Source organism: Methylophilus sp. DMC16, from assembly GCF_056314045.1.
Genome location: NZ_JBQUZC010000001.1, coordinates 265,604 through 284,076, shown reverse-complemented (window position 1 = coordinate 284,076; position 18,473 = coordinate 265,604). Strand labels below are relative to the sequence as shown.

At 51.4% G+C, this 18,473-nt stretch carries 20 protein-coding genes; 9 read left to right on the top strand and 11 right to left on the bottom strand.

The features are described from left to right. Positions 1 to 53: 53 nt before the first annotated feature. From ACT53D_RS01380 to panC, 6 genes are all read right to left on the bottom strand, one after another. A complete protein-coding gene (locus tag ACT53D_RS01380) occupies positions 54 to 1,115 on the bottom strand; it encodes an MlaA family lipoprotein (RefSeq protein WP_409934483.1) in 1,062 nt (353 codons plus the stop codon). 245 nt (positions 1,116 to 1,360) lie between these two features. After that, entirely contained in the window at positions 1,361 to 2,794 is a 1,434-nt protein-coding gene (locus ACT53D_RS01375) for a cryptochrome/photolyase family protein (protein ID WP_194748278.1), read from the bottom strand. Between the two features lie 2 nt (positions 2,795 to 2,796). Continuing rightward, a complete protein-coding gene (gene rlmH, locus ACT53D_RS01370; RefSeq protein WP_476154112.1) occupies positions 2,797 to 3,264 on the bottom strand; it encodes a 23S rRNA (pseudouridine(1915)-N(3))-methyltransferase RlmH in 468 nt (155 codons plus the stop codon). 32 nt (positions 3,265 to 3,296) lie between these two features. Further along, positions 3,297 to 3,668 carry a ribosome silencing factor gene (rsfS, locus tag ACT53D_RS01365; RefSeq protein WP_275355952.1) on the bottom strand — a complete coding sequence of 124 codons (372 nt, stop codon included), beginning with the start codon at positions 3,666 to 3,668 and terminating at the stop codon, positions 3,297 to 3,299. Positions 3,669 to 3,682: 14 nt separating this feature from the next. Next, entirely contained in the window at positions 3,683 to 4,063 is a 381-nt protein-coding gene (panD, locus tag ACT53D_RS01360) for an aspartate 1-decarboxylase (protein ID WP_194748281.1), read from the bottom strand. Positions 4,064 to 4,169: 106 nt separating this feature from the next. Further along, positions 4,170 to 5,024 carry a pantoate--beta-alanine ligase gene (gene panC / locus ACT53D_RS01355; protein ID WP_476154110.1) on the bottom strand — a complete coding sequence of 285 codons (855 nt, stop codon included), beginning with the start codon at positions 5,022 to 5,024 and terminating at the stop codon, positions 4,170 to 4,172. A 342-nt stretch (positions 5,025 to 5,366) separates the two neighbouring features. On the opposite strand from panC, the gene mscL reads away from it, so the two are divergent. Beyond that, positions 5,367 to 5,786: a large conductance mechanosensitive channel protein MscL gene (gene mscL, locus ACT53D_RS01350; RefSeq protein WP_194748283.1), complete on the top strand. Its 420-nt coding sequence runs from the start codon at positions 5,367 to 5,369 to the stop codon at positions 5,784 to 5,786. A gap of 79 nt (positions 5,787 to 5,865) precedes the next feature. Here mscL and ACT53D_RS01345 read toward each other — a convergent pair whose 3' ends face one another. Both ACT53D_RS01345 and ACT53D_RS01340 read right to left on the bottom strand, forming a co-directional pair. Further along, positions 5,866 to 6,279 carry a hypothetical protein gene (locus tag ACT53D_RS01345; RefSeq protein WP_275355956.1) on the bottom strand — a complete coding sequence of 138 codons (414 nt, stop codon included), beginning with the start codon at positions 6,277 to 6,279 and terminating at the stop codon, positions 5,866 to 5,868. Positions 6,280 to 6,371: 92 nt separating this feature from the next. Continuing rightward, complete coding sequence (locus ACT53D_RS01340; RefSeq protein ID WP_379075305.1) at positions 6,372 to 7,232, bottom strand: HlyC/CorC family transporter; 861 nt, start codon at positions 7,230 to 7,232, stop codon at positions 6,372 to 6,374. A gap of 165 nt (positions 7,233 to 7,397) precedes the next feature. On the opposite strand from ACT53D_RS01340, the gene ACT53D_RS01335 reads away from it, so the two are divergent. Continuing rightward, on the top strand, positions 7,398 to 11,066 hold the full coding sequence (locus tag ACT53D_RS01335) for a DUF748 domain-containing protein (protein ID WP_476154108.1): 3,669 nt from the start codon (positions 7,398 to 7,400) through the stop codon (positions 11,064 to 11,066). Between the two features lie 191 nt (positions 11,067 to 11,257). Here ACT53D_RS01335 and ACT53D_RS01330 read toward each other — a convergent pair whose 3' ends face one another. The 3 genes from ACT53D_RS01330 to ACT53D_RS01320 are packed head-to-tail and all read right to left on the bottom strand — an operon-like array spanning position 11,258 to position 13,390. Further along, positions 11,258 to 11,899: a site-2 protease family protein gene (locus ACT53D_RS01330; RefSeq protein WP_476154106.1), complete on the bottom strand. Its 642-nt coding sequence runs from the start codon at positions 11,897 to 11,899 to the stop codon at positions 11,258 to 11,260. Positions 11,900 to 11,920: 21 nt separating this feature from the next. After that, complete coding sequence (locus tag ACT53D_RS01325) at positions 11,921 to 12,532, bottom strand: L-threonylcarbamoyladenylate synthase (protein ID WP_194748287.1); 612 nt, start codon at positions 12,530 to 12,532, stop codon at positions 11,921 to 11,923. Between the two features lie 6 nt (positions 12,533 to 12,538). Beyond that, the gene (locus tag ACT53D_RS01320) at positions 12,539 to 13,390 is read right to left on the bottom strand and encodes a 3',5'-nucleoside bisphosphate phosphatase (RefSeq protein ID WP_476154104.1); all 852 of its coding nucleotides are present in this window, start codon (positions 13,388 to 13,390) and stop codon (positions 12,539 to 12,541) included. Positions 13,391 to 13,519: 129 nt separating this feature from the next. Between ACT53D_RS01320 and ACT53D_RS01315 the strand changes: the two genes are divergently transcribed. From ACT53D_RS01315 to ACT53D_RS01285, 7 genes are all read left to right on the top strand, one after another. After that, positions 13,520 to 14,065: a septation protein A gene (locus tag ACT53D_RS01315; RefSeq protein WP_275355966.1), complete on the top strand. Its 546-nt coding sequence runs from the start codon at positions 13,520 to 13,522 to the stop codon at positions 14,063 to 14,065. 50 nt (positions 14,066 to 14,115) lie between these two features. After that, entirely contained in the window at positions 14,116 to 14,415 is a 300-nt protein-coding gene (locus ACT53D_RS01310; protein ID WP_476154102.1) for a YciI family protein, read from the top strand. Then, positions 14,415 to 14,678 carry a BolA family protein gene (locus ACT53D_RS01305; RefSeq protein WP_194748291.1) on the top strand — a complete coding sequence of 88 codons (264 nt, stop codon included), beginning with the start codon at positions 14,415 to 14,417 and terminating at the stop codon, positions 14,676 to 14,678. The genes ACT53D_RS01310 and ACT53D_RS01305 overlap by 1 nt, the downstream gene beginning before the upstream one ends. A gap of 57 nt (positions 14,679 to 14,735) precedes the next feature. Next, entirely contained in the window at positions 14,736 to 15,545 is an 810-nt protein-coding gene (locus ACT53D_RS01300; RefSeq protein ID WP_275355970.1) for a peptidylprolyl isomerase, read from the top strand. A gap of 165 nt (positions 15,546 to 15,710) precedes the next feature. After that, entirely contained in the window at positions 15,711 to 15,959 is a 249-nt protein-coding gene (locus tag ACT53D_RS01295; protein WP_194748293.1) for a FeoA family protein, read from the top strand. Further along, on the top strand, positions 15,956 to 17,746 hold the full coding sequence (feoB, locus tag ACT53D_RS01290; protein ID WP_476154099.1) for a ferrous iron transport protein B: 1,791 nt from the start codon (positions 15,956 to 15,958) through the stop codon (positions 17,744 to 17,746). The genes ACT53D_RS01295 and feoB overlap by 4 nt, the downstream gene beginning before the upstream one ends. Before the next feature lie 83 nt (positions 17,747 to 17,829). Beyond that, entirely contained in the window at positions 17,830 to 18,339 is a 510-nt protein-coding gene (locus ACT53D_RS01285) for a PepSY domain-containing protein (RefSeq protein WP_275355973.1), read from the top strand. The last annotated feature ends 134 nt before the right edge of the window (positions 18,340 to 18,473 follow it).

The following is an 18,473-nucleotide window of genomic DNA, read 5'->3' as shown; positions in this document are numbered from 1 at the left end:
CCAATAAAAAAGGCTTTGCAAATGCAAAGCCTTTTTTATATTTCCAGACAGGATTACTGTGGTGCAGTCTCAGCCGGTAATGCCATCAGCGTTTCATCTATGGCAGCCACGACCTCTGCCGCCTCTTTTTCAACCACAGGCATTTCGTCGCCAGTTTCGCTCGTTTGCTCGAGTAATGGCGGCAAAACCTCTTCAGGTTGCGCAGTCGCCTCAAAGGCTAAGGCGTCGACCTCATCCAATGTCGGTGCAGCGATTGATTCTACGGCTTGACTCTCAGACACGACGACCGCAGCCATATTGCCGGGCTCAGCCTGATCCACAGAGGTCACTGACTGCAGCAATACGGTTTCACCATTGTTAGAGGAAGACGCCGCTGGTTTGGCCGGCACATCTTCGTCAGCGGGCTCAAACTCGTCTTGCAGCAATTCCTGAGGCACCAAGCCATCCTGAATCAAGCTGGCACGGCGCTGCAAATAAGCATCACGCATGAAGGCATAAGGATCAATCGACGCATTATCGACGAGATCAGTCGCATCAAGCAATTGTGTACGCTTATCCAGCAACTGCACCGCACGCACCTGATAATAAGTACGAACCTGGCCAATATTGTGCAAATATTGAATCGGGTCAGAAGTCACGGTATCAATCGCCAACCCGCTGGCATCCCGCACCGTACTTGGCCCCAAAATTGGCAGCACCAGATAGGCACCCGACCCCATGCCCCAATAGCCCAGGGTTTGACCAAAATCTTCCTGGTGTTTGGGAATATTGTCCATACTGGCCACATCAATCAAGCCAACCACCCCAAAGGTGGTATTGATCACAAAGCGACCTGCATCACTGAATGCCTGGGCAAACTTCAATTGCAACAGATCATTGACCACCGTGGTCAAGGTGCCCAGGTTACTGAAGAAGTTGCTGATGCCAGTACGTACCGGCGAAGGGGCGACGGCTTTGTAGGCTTTTGCTACCGGCTTCATCGCATAGCGATCCGCAACATCATTAAATTTGTAGATGCCACGGTTGAGGCCTTCAAGCGGATCTTTATTGGTTGTTGCACAGCCAGACACACTTGCCAGTGTTGCAATCAGTACTATCGCTCTTAATTTTTTCATATTCGTCATTATTTCAGAAGCTGTTCAGGCGTATTAAATTTTTTGTATCCCCAACACTGCATGTTTTTTATCTTGCAATAGCATTTAATCACCAAGCAATGCTTACTCTTAACGGAATCACTTTTTAAAAACTAAAGCGCGTTTGACAAAGATATCTGAGATACAGCCACCACTTGGCTGTGTTTTGCCTTGATCCAGACTCCGCCCCAATCCCGATTAAAATGTTCTTCATTCTACCTCAAATGTCATTTGGGCTTCACATTATTTTTGTATAGGCGCAACGCCTGTTCCCGCTGTATTGCGTGATCTACAACAGGCCGAGGATAATTCAATGCAACGCCTTGATTAAATAAGCTTTGCTTGTGATATTTCGCTGCCCATGGCGCATGAATTTGATCATCATTCAGGTGTGCCAATTCTGGCACATATTTGCGGATAAATTTGCCTTGCGGATCAAACTTTTCAGATTGCGACTGTGGATTGAAGATCCTGAAATACGGTTGCGCATCGCAACCGGTGGAGGCCGCCCACTGCCAGCCACCGTTGTTGGCCGCAAAATCAAAATCGATCAGCTTTTGTGCGAAATATTGCTCACCCCATCGCCAGTCGATGAGCAAATCCTTGACCAGAAAACTGGCGACAATCATGCGTAACCGGTTATGCATATAGCCGGTCTGGTTCAACTGCCGCATGGCCGCATCCACGATCGGGAAACCGGTTTGGCCAGCGCACCAGGCCTCAAACCAGGGCTGGTGATTGAGGAAAGCCAACCCCTCATATTCAGCCTTAAAAGCCGTGCCCTGCTGCAAGTCTGGCCGATGATACAAAACCTGGAAATAAAAATCGCGCCAGATGAGCTCATTGAGCCAGATGGCCGCGCCTTCATTGCCGGTCTGCGTCAATTGCCAGGCCGCATGCGCCAATTGGCGGATTGAAATGGTGCCAAAACGCAAATGTACCGACAGGTAAGACACGCCCTTGATGGCAGGAAAATTGCGCGCATCGTGATACTGGCTGATCCGCTGCAGAAAGTCATTAAACAGCTGCTGCGCACCAGCCATCCCGGTCGGCAAACGCATGGCTTTCAGATTAGTCTCCTCAAACCCCAGTGAGGTCAAAGCGGGCATTGCTTGCGGCGGCAGTGGCGCCAGTTGACCGAGATACTTTTCAGTTGGATACGCTTGCAAATAAAAAGGGCTGAGTTTTGCCAGGTGGGCATTCTTGTAGGGTGTAAAGACGCCATAAGGCTTACCAGCCTGTGTCAGGATCTCGTCTTGTTCAAACAAGACCTGATCTTTAAACAAAAACAGTGACTGACCTAAAGCCGCCAGGGATTGTCTGACGGCCTCATCACGCGCGATCGCGGTGGGCTCATAATCACGATTTGCATAGACGGCTGAGACTTTCAGGCGTGCTGCCAAGGCAGGGATCTCTTCCCTGGCAGCGCCATGCAACACAATCAGATCCGCACCTCTTGCTTGCAGCGCCTGCTTGAGTTCACGTGCGCTTTCCCAGATAAACTCGACCCGGCGGTCGGCTTTATCGGTAAGGGCATCCAGGATTTCAGTATCAAAAACAAATGCGAGATAGACTTGCGCATGTTGTTTGAGTGCGTGGTAGAGGGCAGCATGATCATGGTCGCGCAAATCGCGACGCAGCCAGACCAGGGCATTGGACATTCTTATTCTCGGTGGTAAGGATGATTGCTTAGAACCGTATGCGCACGATAAAGTTGCTCGGTCAGCATCACTCTGACCATGCCATGCGGCATCGTGAGCTTGGATAGACTAAACAACCATTGCGCCTGAGTTTTCAGTTGCGGATGCAAGCCGTCAGCGCCCCCTATGACCAAAGCCACATCACGTCCCATTTCCTGCCAGGATTTGAGTTTATCTGCCAGTTGCAAGGTGGTGACAGCCTGCCCACGCTCATCCAGTGCCACCAGATAGTCTTTACCGACCACCTCGAGAATGCGCTTGGCTTCAGCTTCTTGGACCACTTCACTGTTTTTGCCCGAAGCGCGCTTGTCAGGCTTAATTTCAATGATGCGCGTCTCAAGTTCGCGCGGCATGCGCTTAAGGTATTCCGCGCAGGCAGACTCCACCCAGTCGGGCATCTTGTGGCCGACCGAGATGATATTGAGTTTCATGCGGGATAAAAAAGAATGACCTTGTGTCAGAATCAGGCGGCCGAGGCAGCGCGGCGCGACTGTGATTCGCTCCACAGCTGCTCGATATTGTAATAGGCACGTGTGGCAGGCACCATCACATGCACGACAATGTCGCCCAAGTCGACCAGCACCCATTCGCCTTCTTTTTCGCCTTCAATGCCACGCGCATCCATGCCTTTTTCTTTGAGCTTTTCGCGCACATTGTCCGCAATGGCTTTGCATTGGCGGGTGGAATTACCGCTGGCAACGATCATGTAACTGGTCATGGCGGTCATGTCGCGCACGTCCATCACCGTAATATCAAAGGCTTTGATGTCTTCCAGCGCGTCAACAACGGCCAGTTTCATGTCTTCAAGAGACATTAATGAAGTATTTGGTTGCATAGAGGGTTTCAAATTCAGGCAGCTTGCGCTGGAATATGGTTTTTCTGTTGGACGATGCGGTTCTGCGCATCGACATAAACCAGTTGTGGATGGTAATTTGCCAATTCAGCTTCTGTATATTGCGAGTAGCTGGCAATAATAATCAAGTCGTCAGGATCGGCTTTGTGGGCCGCCGCGCCATTGACAGAGATCACGCCGGAATGGCGCTCAGCACGAATCGCATAGGTGGTAAAACGCTCACCATTGTTGATGTTGTAAATCTGGATTTGCTCATACTCATGAATATTGGCCGCTTCCAGCAAGGCCTCATCAATCGCACAGCTGCCTTCATAGTGCAACTCACTATGCGTCACACGTACCCGATGCAGCTTTGATTTCAACATGGTTCTTTGCATTGCGTTCCTTAACTCGAACACCCGCTCGCGCGGAAAAGGACGTAATTATAAAGTTATCAAGGGCTTAGCGCAAAATAAATTTATGGTTAGAAGTGGCGCATTTGGTCTACAGACTCACTTCGCAATTATCAATCAGGCGCGTACCACCAAGCCTGGCAGCCGCCAGAACCACCCAGGCCTGGTCATTCGCATCGGGCAAGGTCAGGTCTGTTTGCCTGCGAATGTCTACATAATCGACCTGCCAGCCTTGCTGGTTTAACCCAGCCACCGCCTGTTTACACAAGCTTGCATAATCCCGCTGGCCTGCCAGCAACGCCTGTTTAATGCGCTGCAGTTGCTGATAAAGTTGCGCTGCCTGTGTTTTTTCTGTGGCAGAAAGATAGCCATTGCGAGAACTCATGGCCAGGCCAGAAGGCTCGCGCACAGTCTCGCCCGCCACAATCTCGACGTTAAAATTGAGTTGCCGCACCAGCGCGCGGATCACCATCAATTGCTGGTAATCTTTTTTGCCGAACACGGCCACCTGCGGCTGCACCATATTAAACAGCTTGGCGACCACCGTTGCCACGCCGACAAAATGCCCGGGCCGGCTGGCCCCGCATAATTCATTGGCCAGTGCGGGCGGTTGTATCACAACGGCTTGCCGCAAATCCTGCCCATCAAAATCCGGGTACATTTCAGTGACGGTAGGCGCAAATACCACGTCCGCCCCTACCGCTTCCAACTGTTCACAGTCGGCCGCCAAGGTGCGTGGATAGCTACCAAAATCTTCGTTCACCCCAAACTGCAAGGGATTGACAAAGATACTCACCACCACAATCTCCGCGAGCTGCTTGGCCTGCGTCACCAATTGGCAATGTCCTGCATGCAAATTGCCCATCGTCGGGACAAAGCCCACCTTTGCTTGCGGATGACCGGCTAAAAAGGCGCGTAACTCGCGCACACTGTGACACACTTGCATCAATCATTCATCCAACAAAAACACAATTCCGGCAATATATCACAGGCCTCTCGCACCAGCGGCCCATCACCTGGCGTTTAACCCAAGCATTGACAAGCACATCCCTCATTGCCTATAGTCGCTTTAGGGCACTTCTATAAACTCAGTTTGCGAGCCTGCGTTTCACGCAGGGCCTCTTGAAACCACTAACATCGTCATACGGTGTTGTTGATCAAAACTTCCTGCCCTCGCAACCAGAGACTGCATCTCCTTTTTTAATCGCACCTCGTCTTGCTTTGCGACTTGAATTTATAAAAGTGCCCTTTACAATCTTAATCTTTAAAAACAATGGTGGGAGAAGTCATGAGCGTCATTTCAGAATTCAAGCAGTTCGCCCTTAAAGGCAATGTCATGGACCTGGCAGTCGGTGTCATTATTGGTGGGGCCTTTGGCAAAATTGTGGCCTCGCTGGTAGATGATGTCATTATGCCCGTGGTCGGCAAGATTTTTGGCGGCTTTGATTTCAGCAATTTATATGTGCCCCTTAACGGCCAATCGGCTGACCTGGCATTGGCAGAAGCCAAAAAACTGGGTGCAGTGCTGGCCTACGGCAACTTTCTGACCATCGTGCTCAACTTTATTATCCTGGCATTTATTATTTTCCAGATGGTGAAATTCATGAACCGCCTGAAAACCGCGGATGAACCGGCCCCTGCCGCACCTGCGCCGACCCCGGAAGATATTGTGCTACTGCGCGAAATCCGTGATAGCCTGAAAAAATAATCAATTAAATCAGGGTTTATCGGGGTTAAAACACAAAGGGCGCCTGAGCGCCCTTTGTGTTTGATACCGCAATAAAGAATTAAATGCCTGCCGGATTGGGATTGGGCACTTCGTAGGTTTGACCACTGCTGGCGTCAGACCCATCATTATTCAAAAACACCACCACACTGACCTGGTCTTCCACAATATCCAGCTCGGTCGTTGGGTAGTAAGCCCCCTTCGCATCCTTGTTGATGTTGTGATAATGCCAGATAGAGGCAACCACCCGTCCACTATCCTTGAGTTTCACATCTTCTGCGCGGGCAGGTTCGCCCAGCAATGCAATCAATTCGGCCCGGCTCATCTTGCCGACTTTATCCACAAAGGCCTGCTCGTCTTCTGGAATCGCTCCCGTCGTAGCGGTCCCTGGCGTCGCCCCTGCCCATAATGCACTGCTCACTGATAACAATCCAACTGCCAACACCCCGTGCAACCAAGTTTGTGCTCTCATCATCACTCTCCTTATGTTCAAACACTCAGGCAATCAAAACGATCATTAGGTTCCATTTGCAGCCGCTACGCATAGGCTGGCGGCGGCGCTGTGGCCTAGACCGACTCAATAGGATAGGCTTCTTCTGGCAATAGCTCTACCAATAACACATGGACACGACGGCTGTCAGCATGCACCACGGTCACACTCAGGTTTTGAATGCGGATATGCTCGCCGCGCTTGGGCAAATGACCAAAATGGTTGACCACCAGCCCACCCACGGTTGAAAACTCTTCGTCACTAAACGTGGTGCCAATGGCTTCATTAAACTCTGGGATTTCAGTCAAGGCTTTGACACGGTATTTACCCGGCGCTTGCTGGATAATATTGCCCTCGCCTTCGTCATCATCATATTCGTCTTCAATATCCCCAACGATCTGCTCCAGCACGTCTTCAATGGTCACCATGCCCGCCACACCGCCGTATTCATCCACCACAATGGCAATATGATTGCGGTTGCTGCGAAACTCCTTGAGCAATACATTCAGGCGCTTGGATTCGGGGATAAACACGGCCGGACGCAACATGTCGCGCAGTTCAAACGACTCATTTGCATAGTAACGAAGCAGGTCTTTGGCCAGCAGGATACCGATCACATCATTTTTGTTGTCTTCAATCACGGGGAAGCGGGAGTGTGCCGTTTCAATCACAAACGGCAGGAAGCTGTCTGGTGGTTGAGCGATATCAATCACATCCATTTGCGAGCGCGGAATCATGATGTCACGGACTTGCATTTCACTGACTTGCAAAACACCTTCGATCATGGCCAGTGAATCGCCATCCATCAGGTGGTTTTCATAAGCGCCGTGCAGCAATTCAACAAGCTGCTCTCGATCTTCTGGCTCACGCAGCAGAAAATGACTTAATCGTTCTAAAAGAGAGGGTTTATGAGATAACTTATCCGGCTCCGAAGCCATATTTACTGCTGAAAACAGCATCCTGTATAACGAGATGACTTAAGCATACATGAAAACAGATGACCATGTCACCTTCACCTCACCAGCCCTCTGATTTGGCTCAAGATTTGCCCAGGCCAGTCGCGATCACGCTATAAACATTTAAATTCTGCTAAATTATCGTCTATGCTCAATCGCTTGCGTTCCTATTCTTCTCGTTTTCGCCTGTCTCATTCGGGCCGACTGGCGCAAATCGCATTATCAGTACCGTTGAGGATCGTCGCCGGACTGGTGGTTTTTTACCTGCTGTTTGCCTGGCTGGCTGTGAACCCGCTGGCCAAATGGCTGTTGCCCTGGGTTGCCGAAACACAGCTGGCCAGCAAAGCTAGCGTCGACAAGGTCACGTTTGACCCCTTCAGCCTGACCACCACCATCGAAAAACTCTCACTGACTGATCAGCAAGGCGCGCCCCTGGCTGCGTTTGACCGACTGGTAGTCGATCTTGACGCCAGCGGGCTGTTTAAATGGGCATGGAAGCTCAAGCAGATCCAGTTGACAGGCCCGCATGTGAATGTGATGGTCTCCAAACAAGGTAAACTCAACTGGGCAGACCTGATCGCCAAACTCAATGAAAATCCCTCGCCGCCAGATCAGGACCTGCCCCGAGTCATCATTGAAAAAATCATCCTGAGCCAGGGCAATATTGAATACCTGGATGCACAGCACGACCAGCCTTTGCGCGCCTCCCTCAAGCCGCTGGATTTTGAACTGGAAGGCTTTTCTACCCTGCCCCAAGACCGCGGCGACTACCTGATCGCGGCAAAACTGCCCTATCAGGGCGGCACCGTGAAGTGGAAAGGTAATTTCGGCGTCAATCCCCTCGCATCGCAAGGGCAACTGGCGATTGAGGCGTTACAAATTGCCAAGGTGATGCAGTGGGTCAACACAGCGGCGCTGCCCGTTAAAGTTGAGACCGGCGCTTTTTCTGGTCAGTTGAACTATGCATTTTCCATGCATCAGCAACAACCAAAACTGCAGCTCAGTGATGTCCAGCTACGCATTGAGGACTTGGGGGCGACAATGGCGCCAGCGGACAAACTTACCTGGGCCTCATTCACGGTTACCACCAAACAGCTGACGCTACTCCCTGCTGCGCAACTCAGCCTGCAGGGTCATGGTATCGACATGACCCTGAATCAGCTCAAGCTACAAAAGCCGCAAGCGGTCGTCTCAATGGCCAGCAGCCAGCTGTCACTGCCCAGTCTCAGTTTCACGCTGGATAAACAAGCACAGCTTCAGTTTGAAAATCTGGATGTTCATCTGCAACAGGCGCAGGTACAGCATGGCCAGCAAACCTTGCTCAGCCTGCCCGAACTGGCACTGGAACACGCCAGTTTCAACCTGGCTGACCGTCGTGCGAAGATCGGGCTCGTCCATCTCAATCAGGGACAATTATCCGCCACGCAGCTGGCCTCTGGCTTGCTGGATTGGCAACAGAGCTTCGAACCAGCCGTCGCAAAAAATACGTCAACCACCCAACCCACAGCCGAGCAAACAGCTCAAACAACTGAAAGCAAGCCGTTCCATTTGAGCATTGACGAAATAGCTCTCGCGCACTGGCACCTGACCTATACCAGCCACCAGTTTGCCAAACCGCTGCAGGCAACGGTAGGCGACATGAATCTGCAATTGGCCTTGGATCATGCTGAAGACCTGACGCTCAGCAACATGCAACTGGATGCCAGCCAACTCGCGCTGCAATCGGATAAACAAACGCTGGCACAACTCGGCAAGCTATCGGTAGGCAAAGTACATCTGGCGCTGGCGCAACAAAAAGCTGAGGTCGCGGCGATCCAGTTAAGCGGTCTGAAAACCTCGGTGATTCGCCAGGCCGACCAGCGCTTGAACTGGCAAACCCTGCTTGCAATACCCTCGGCAGAAGCCCCCAAGAATACGGCGACTTCACATACCGCGACAACGCAGAAAACTGTATGGACCTATAGTCTCAAACAGCTAGCCTTGCAGCAGGCTGAGGTGCATATTGAGGATCAATCGACCTCAAGCCCCATGATCCTGGATGTGACCGATGGTCAACTCTCGCTGACTGACTTGACCCAGAATCTGACACGCTGGCTCCCGGTCAAGGCTGGCTTCAAGGTCAAACAAGGCGGCCAATTGAATCTGCAAGGCAAGATCGCGGCGGCCCCGTTTAAAGCAGACCTGCAAACACAGCTCGGTCAGTTATCTTTAAAACCCTTTGCGCCCTACCTAGCACAAGTCGCCTTACTCAAACTGGAAGATGGCGCAGTCGGTTTAGAAGGCAGGTTACAACAATCCACGCAAGGCTCAACCCGCTTTGATGGCGGCTTCACCGTCAACCAGCTCTCGATTATTGAGGAAGAAAGCCAGCAACCATTCTTGCGCTGGCAAACCTTACAGGCAGACGGTGTATCGCTATCAGTGGCACCGAACAAATTGCAAATCGACACCTTGAGTGTGAACCAACCGCAGACCAAGTTTATGATTGCTGCCGATCGCAGCCTGAACGTAAGCAAGCTCATGCGTACTGCGCCCGCTTCTGACCATCCGCCTGCAAGCAATGCAACAACATCGACCAGTACAAGCGCAGCACCCACGGTGGCAAACGCAAGTAAACAGAGTGATTTTCCGGTCAATATAGACAGTGTGCGAATCAACAATGCCGAACTGGACTTTGCCGATTTGTCATTGCCGCAACCGTTTGGCACGCATATTAACAATCTGAGCGGAGTGATTAACGGCATTTCGAGCAATCCTTCCTCTACAGCTCAGGTGGAGATGGATGGCAAGGTGGATGACTATGGCGCTGCCCGCATCCGTGGCAGCTTGCAGCCATTTAACACCGGCGAATTTACCGACCTTAAACTGGCGTTCACCAATCTAGAAATGAACCGGCTAACCCCCTATTCCGGCAAATTTGCCGGGCGCAAGATCACCTCAGGCAAGCTGTCTGTCGATCTCGAATACAAGATCAAGCAGCGCAAGCTGGCCGGAGAAAACAAATTCGTTATTCACAAACTGACCTTGGGCGAGCGCGTAGACAGCAAGGATGCCGCCAACCTGCCCCTGGATCTGGCGATTGCCATTCTTGAAGACAGCAATGGCGTCATTGACCTCGACCTGCCAGTCAGTGGCAGCCTGGATGACCCCAAGTTCAGCATAGGCGGGATTGTCTGGAAAGCCTTTACCAATATCCTGACCAAAATCGTAACAGCGCCATTTAGCGCCTTGGGCAAGCTGTTTGGCAGCAGTGAAAAGCTGGAGGCCATTGTGTTTGATCCCGGAACGGCGGCTTTATCCCCGCCTGAGCAGGAAAAACTGCAGGCAGTGAGCAGCGCACTTAACAAACGCCAGCAATTGAAGCTGGGTGTGGTGCCTGCTTACGATATCGCTGCAGATACGCGCGCCCTGCAGGAAAGCAGCCTGCGTAAGCAAGTGGCTGCGGAAATGGGCATCGTCCTGAAGGCAGACCAGACACCGGGACCGATAGACCTCAACAATCCCAAGGTGCAATCTGCGCTCAAGGCCTTGCATGACCGCTTAACCAACAAAGGCCTGCTAAAGCGGCTTGCTTCAAAGCTGGAAAAAACACCGGCCGGATTTTATGAACAGGCACAAGAGACCTTGACGACCAGTATCCCGGTTTCAGAAGCGGACTTACAGGCCTTAGCCAAATCACGGGCAAACGCAATTCAGCAGCAATTGCTGGCCGCGGGCCTGAGCCAGGATCGCATCGCCCTCGCACCGCCAGTGGCCGCAAAAGCAGAACGCGCTTTGGTACCAACCAAGCTAACGCTAGAGGCGATCAAACATTAATGTGAGCGGTGTCATGACGGCTGAAACGTTGAATTTACTCCCAAAGCGAGTCGATTTGGCTATTGTGTCCTCTGAGTCCACTGTGGCTTAAAATATAGCCAAGATTAATGATCAATACCTGATTTACCTCAGGCTTGAAAGGCAGAGGCAGCGACTCAAGCCGCAACGAATCAACCAAGTTGGGCTCGCTGTTAGAACACCAGCACAGTGAGTAAATGCTGAAAAAAGCGCAGTACCGGCGACAGCACTATCCCCAAAATACCGGTAAACAGGAGTGCAATCAGTATCAGCATGCCGTAACGCTCGAGCTGGGCAAATTTGATGGCCGCGGACATGGGCAATAAGCTCACTGCAATGCGCCCACCGTCCAGCGGTGGCAGTGGAAACAGGTTAAGCACCAGCAATACCAGATTGATCTGTACACCTGCAAGACTCATTTGCGACACATATGCCTGGGCAGCGTCTGGAAATTGTCCCACTCTCGCCAACACCAAGCCCCAAAGCAATGCCATGACAAAATTGGACGCGGGGCCGGCTAGGGCCACCCATAGCATATCCTGCTTGGGACGGCGTAACTGGCCAAAATTCACGGGCACCGGTTTTGCCCAGCCAAACAGGATACCGCCAAATATAATGCTGATGGCGGGCAATAAAATGGTGCCGAGAGGGTCAATATGTTTGAAGGGATTAAGCGTAATTCTGCCCATGCGCTCAGCGGTCAAGTCGCCAAAATATTTGGCAGCGTAACCATGGGCAGCTTCATGCACGGTAATCGCAAACAGGATAGGCAGTGCGTAGGCAGCAATTTTTTGTACGACGGTCAGTTCTTCCATGCAAATAGCTTTCAGACAACATTAAGGCCAGGGTGCGACACCTGCCCGGACCAGCGACGGCGGATCTTCGGTCAAATCCAGCACCGTGGTGGGCCCCACGTGCACGATATCACTGTCAATCACCGCATCAATCTGGTGTTCCAGCGCTTCCCGAATCTCCCATCCGACCGAGAGGGGCGCCTCGTCACCGGGTAATTGCAAGGTCATGCTAAGCATGGGCGAATCCAGCGCTTCCAGCAAGGTTTGCGTGACAATATGCTTGGGCACGCGCAAACCGATGGTGCTACGTTTGGGGTGATGCAGGCGGCGCGGCACCTCTCTGCTAGCCTCAAGCAAAAAGGTATAAGCGCCTGGGGTCAAGGCTTTAAGTAGCCGAAACTGGCTATTGTTCACTTTGGCATAGGTGCCAATCTCGGCTAGATCACGGCAGATCAGCGTAAAGGGGTGATCATCATCCACACCACGCAACCGGCGAATGCGTGTTTGCGCGTCCTTGAACTCCATCAGGCACACCAAGGCATAACTGGAATCAGTCGGACAAGCCAGAATACCGCCCTGCTTCAACAGCTGTACCGCTTGTTGAATCAACCGCGCCTGCGGGTTTTGCGCATGAATAATAAAGTACTGGGCCATAAAGCACTACTGCAGCAGACTGGCCTCTGGCCAATCCTGCCAGAGGGGGACACAATTGGCCGGTAAGGCGGGCAAGCGGCCCATTTCCATGAACGAAAGTCCTGGGCCATGATAGTCAGAGCCTTGAGATGCCTTCAAGTCAAAGCGATGGGCCAGTTTTGCGAACTGATCGAACTGCGGCGGCTGATGGCTACCAGTCACGACTTCTATGGCCTGTCCGCCGTAGCCCCTGAACTCGTGCAATAGCAAATGCATATTGACGAAGCCCAGGTCATAACGGCCAGGGTGTGCCAGCACGGCGACACCGCCAGCCTGGCGAATCAAGGTCACTGCTTGTTCCAGACTCATCCACTCATGGTTGACGAACCCTGGCTTGCCTTTGACCATATATTTTTTAAAGACAGACTTGATGTTTTTAGCATGCCCTTGCTTGACAATAAACTGGGCAAAATGACTGCGCGTCATTACACTATTGCCCGCAATCTGCTTCGCACCTTCGTAGGCGCCAACAATACCAGCCTTGGCCAGGCCTTCGGCCATTTGCCGGGCACGCGTATCGCGCGCCGCATGTACTTGCTGAAAGGTGGTGATTAATTGCGGGTCGCTCGCATCAATGCGCAAGCCAACGATATGCAAGGTGCGTTTTTTCCAGGTCACCGAGATTTCGACACCATTCACCAGTGTAATGCCATGCTGCTCAGCGGCAATCCGTGCGCGCGCCAGGCCGCCGACTTCGTCATGGTCCGTCAGCGCCAGCACACGCACGCCTTTGCTCGCGGCGTGGGCAACCAGCTCCTCTGGCGAGAGCAGGCCATCTGAGAGTGTGGAGTGGCAATGCAAATCTATCGGAACGGACATATTGAATGAGAGAGACCCCGCTGTTGTGCGGGGACAGGATTGTCTACATATAAACTTTACTTTATGACAAGAATCATAGCAAAATAGTGCCCTCACAGATAGCAAGAATTCAGCGTACTGAAGCCAAGCATGCAAATCATCACCGATTTACTCCCCGTCATCCTGTTCTTTATCGCTTATAAAAAAGCAGGCATCTTTGCAGCCACCGCGGTCGCCATGATCAGTACGCTCTTGCTGATCGGCGTGATCTGGCTCAAACGCGGCAAAATAGACAAGATGCTGGCCATCAACGGCGCCGTGATTACCGTTCTCGGTGGTATCACTTTGCTGCTGCATGACAAAACCTACATCATGTGGAAGCCGACTGCCATCTATTGGATTGGGGCACTGGCCCTGCTTTTCAGTCGCTATGCCTTCAAGCGCAACCTGATTGAGCGCATGCTGGGCAAAATGATGTCGCCGCCTGCTGCCACCTGGGACAAGCTAAATCTCTACTGGATTGCCTTTTTAATCGGCATGGGCATATTGAACCTCTACGTTGCCTTTCACTACAGCGAAGACGACTGGGTCAACTTCAAGTTGTTTGGGGCCACCAGCCTCATGTTTATCTTTATGATCGTGCAAGTCTTTGCGCTAAGAGCGCATTGGGTTGAACAAAATCAGCCGCCCGCCTGACTAAACGTTTAGTCAGACTTTATCGACTGCCGCAGCGAAAGAATGCCACCATGCTTTACATGATTTACGCACAGGACACCCTGAACAGCTTGCCATTGCGGCTGCAACATCGCCCGCCGCATCTGGCCAGATTGCAACAATTGCAAAACGAGGGCCGCCTGGTTTTAGCAGGCCCGTTGCCAGCCATAGACAGCGCAGACCCTGGTGAAGCGGGCTTTAGTGGTAGCCTGATTGTCGCTGAATTTGACTCATTACAGGCGGCCACAGACTGGGCCAATGACGATCCGTTTATGCATGCAGGCGTCTATAGCCAAGTGACCGTCAAACCGTTTAGAAAGACTTTGCCGTGATGCTGCGCGCTGAAATAGAGCAGCGGTTGCAAAGCCTGACACCGGAACACATCGAGATTCAGGATGACAGTGATTTGCATCGCGGACATGCAGGAAATACTGGCGGCGGACACTTTACCATCACGGTAAAAAGCTCGCTATTTTCAGGAAAATCACAGATAATGCGCCATCGCATGGTATATCAATGTTTGCAAGATTTAATGCCTCATCGCATCCACGCGCTCAGTATTACGGCCTTATCGACCGATGAGTCATTTATTTGAAACAATCCTGTTTTTTAATATCGCACCTAATTCAAAACGTTATTTTAAGGATATTGCATGAAATTTTTGAAAGTATTGTTGGCAATTGCTTGCTTAAGCGCAATGCCACATGTGTATGCGGCGGATGCCGACGCGGTAGCCACCGTCAATGGCAAACCGATCAAGAAGTCCTGGGTGGAGTTTATCCTCAAGGATGCTGAAGCGCGTACAGGCCAAAAAGCCAACGATGGCATGAAAGCAGCCGTGGTGAATGAACTGGTTGGCTCTGAATTGGCCTATCAGGAAGCGCAAAAAGCCGGCATCGATAAATTACCTGACTTTGTGGTCAGTGAAGAATTGGCTCGTCGCAAGTTACTGGTGAATGCTTTCCTGGGAGATTTCATCAAGAAAAATCCTGTGACCGATGCCGAGAAAAAAGAAGCTTACGAGCAATACAAAAAAGAACTGGGTGACAAAGAGTACAACGCCCGCCACATCTTGGTGAAAACAGAAGCCGAAGCCAAAGCCATTATTGCTGACCTGAAAAAAGGGACTGACTTTGCCAAAGTGGCCAAGGAAAAATCTCTGGACCCAGGCTCCAAAGACAAAGGGGGCGATCTGGGCTGGTTCTCACCAGCTGGCATGGTCAAACCTTTTGCCGACGCGCTGGTTTCCCTCAAGAAAGGGGAAACAACGCCTGAGCCAGTGCAGTCGCAGTTTGGCTGGCATGTGATCAAGCTGGTAGACACCCGAGCTCTGCAAGCTCCTGCTTATGATAAAGTTCAGGAAGGTCTTGAGCGCACCATTCAACAACGTAAACTCGAAAAATACATGTTGAGCCTCAAAGACAAAGCCAAAATTGACGTGAGCGGCCTTGAGAAAAAATAAGCCGGATTTGTTTTGAGTCTGCAAAAAGCCAGCCATTGCTGGCTTTTTTGTTGTGTGTGATGGATGTCGCGATTGAGCGCGCAACTTGAGAAAAGATTGAATGAACAATTTCTTTCATTGTCATTCTAAGCTACAATCAAGAATTATTCTCATTTGAACGCAACCATGCATCTAGACGCACTGAAACCAGGGCAGACTGCCATCGTAGACCGCATTCATGCAGAGCAAGCATTGGCCCAACGCCTGAATGCCCTTGGATTTCGTAGCGGTAAGCGCATAGAGGTGATCAGACAGGCCTCGTTTAATGGGCCGTTACATGTCCGTATCGGCTCCACGGATGTGATCATTCGTCTGCACGATGCCAGTGCCATTCATTTACACCCCGTTGACCTGTTAGACTCCCCTGCCGTATGAAACGTGTCGCCTTACTTGGGATGCCGAATACCGGCAAATCCACCCTGTTTAACCGCCTGAGTGGTGCGTCTGCGCGCGTCGGCAACTGGCCTGGCATCACGGTCGACCTGATGAGCGCCAAGCTACTACTGGGTGGGCATATTGCCGAGCTCATCGATTTACCCGGCCTGTATGATTTGCACGGCTTTTCTGATGATGAACACGTGGTCAGGCATTTCCTGAGCCATCACCAGATTGACCTGGTGATGATTATCCTCAACAGTGCGCAAATCGACCGACAGCTTTCACTGGCCTTGCAAATCCGCGCCTTGGGCTTGCCTGCAGTCCTGTTGCTCAATATGGAGGATGAGGCCAAACGGGCCGGCATCACCATCAACACCCAGGCCATGAGCAAACAGTTAGGCATGCCGGTGCGTACCATTAGCGCCAAGTACGGGCAAGGCTGCCCAGAAGCGCTACAGCTGGCGGCAGAGACCATGCTGCAGCACCCTAATCTGACCTCGCCTGACAGTATTGCCCGCAAGCTCGAACTCGAAAATGCCATTGAGCAGGAAATGCACCAGATTATCGATCAGAGCGTGCAGTTTCCTATTCAACTGAACCACACACTCACCGACCGCCTGGATAAGATATTGCTCCATCCCTGGTTTGGGCTGCCGCTGTTTTTGCTGTCCGTATTTTTGCTGTTCCAGTTTATTTTCAGCGTAGGCGCGCCCTTGCAAGAAGGCATGGGCTGGCTGTTTGACACGCTGCGTAGCGAGGCGCTGGAACCAGCTTTGGCCTTCTTGCCGGGCTGGCTCAACGGACTGTTGCTGGACGGCTTGTATACCGGGTTTAGTACGGTGGCCGCCTTTGTGCCCATCATTGTGCTGTTTTTCCTGGTCATGAGCATGGTAGAAGACAGCGGCTATCTCTCACGCGCGGCTTTTCTGATGGATACGCTGATGGCCAAAATGGGACTGGATGGCCGCGGCTTTGTCATGATGCTGATGGGGTTTGGCTGCAATGTGCCCGCACTCATGGGCACTCGCGTCATGCGCAGCCGCCCCATGCGTTTACTGACCATGCTGACGATACCGCTGTCACTGTGCTCAGCCAGACTACAGGTATTTTTATTTATCATCGCCATTCTGTTCCCGCCCTCACAAGCTGCACTGGTCTTGTTTTCGCTGTATCTGGTCAGTTTTGCCACCATTTTTATCACGGCGGTCCTATTCAAACGCAGCTTTCAAAGCCGCGAGCCGTTTGTGCTTGAGCTGCCGCCTTATCGCTTCCCTACCCCACAACAAATCTGGATGCGTGGCTGGCAAGAGGTGAAACACTTTTTGGCACGCGCCACCAAGTTTATTGTGATTGGTGTGGTGCTGGTCTGGCTACTCACGCATTTACCTTTTTCTGCCACGCCAGCCAGCCCTGAAACCTGGGCCGGGAGCATAGGCCGTTTTTTCGCGCCCGTGCTGGACCCCATTGGCATTGACACCCAACTGGCGATTGCCCTGATTTTTGGTTTTGTTGCCAAAGAAATCGTGGTCGGCTCGCTGGCCGTGATTTATGGCCTGCAAGGGGATGCGCTCAGCCAACAAATTGCCAGCAATATCGACTGGGTACAAGGCATGAGCTTTATGCTGTTTACACTGATTTATACGCCCTGCCTGTCGACCATCGCCACACTTAAATCCGAAAGTAAAAGCAGCGGTTTTATGTGGCTGTCTTTGGCGTGGTCCCTGATGCTGGCCTGGCTGGTCAGCTTTGCCTTTTACCAAACGGCTCGTGCACTTGGCTATTGAAATTTCTTGATTTCAAACAGAAACAGGAAAATATAATCTATGTTAAAGTGAATCTTCCACTTAAAAATAAGGAGACTCTACCCATGAACAAGTCTTTAGTGATTGCAGCCGTTGCCGCTTTATTCAGCTTGTCTGCACAGGCTAACAACCACAGCCATAATGGCCCGATGGAAAAATGCATGAAAGCCGCATTGGCCAAACATCCGGGCAAAGTCGTCTCACTGGAAGCCGAGATTGAAAAAGGCCGTGGTGCCATTTATGAGTTCGACATTGTCGGCACAGATGGCAAAGAATGGGAAGTAGAATGTGAAGCCAAAACTGGCAAGGTATTTGAAGAAGAAGTGGATGTTGACCCTAACAGCGACGAATTCAAATCCAAAGCCAAAGTGACGATGGAACAAGCCAAAAAAACTGCGCTGGACAAATATCCAGGTGACGTGGAAAGCATCGAATATGAGCTGGAAAACGGCAATCCTGTCTACGAATTTGATATCAAGCAAGCCAACGGCAAGGAAATCGAAGTCGAAGTCGATGCAGTGACCGGCAAAATTGGGGAAACCGAAGAAGAAGTCTACGAAATCGGCAAAGACTAATTTTTTATCGTCCCCGCAGTCAGTCAAACAGCAACCGCATGGTTGCTGTTTTTATTTGGGCAGGCGCTTTGGCGCATTCGATATCAGACGCGCTTTCTGTTAAAATGGCGGTTTGAATTTTCATTGAAAAATCC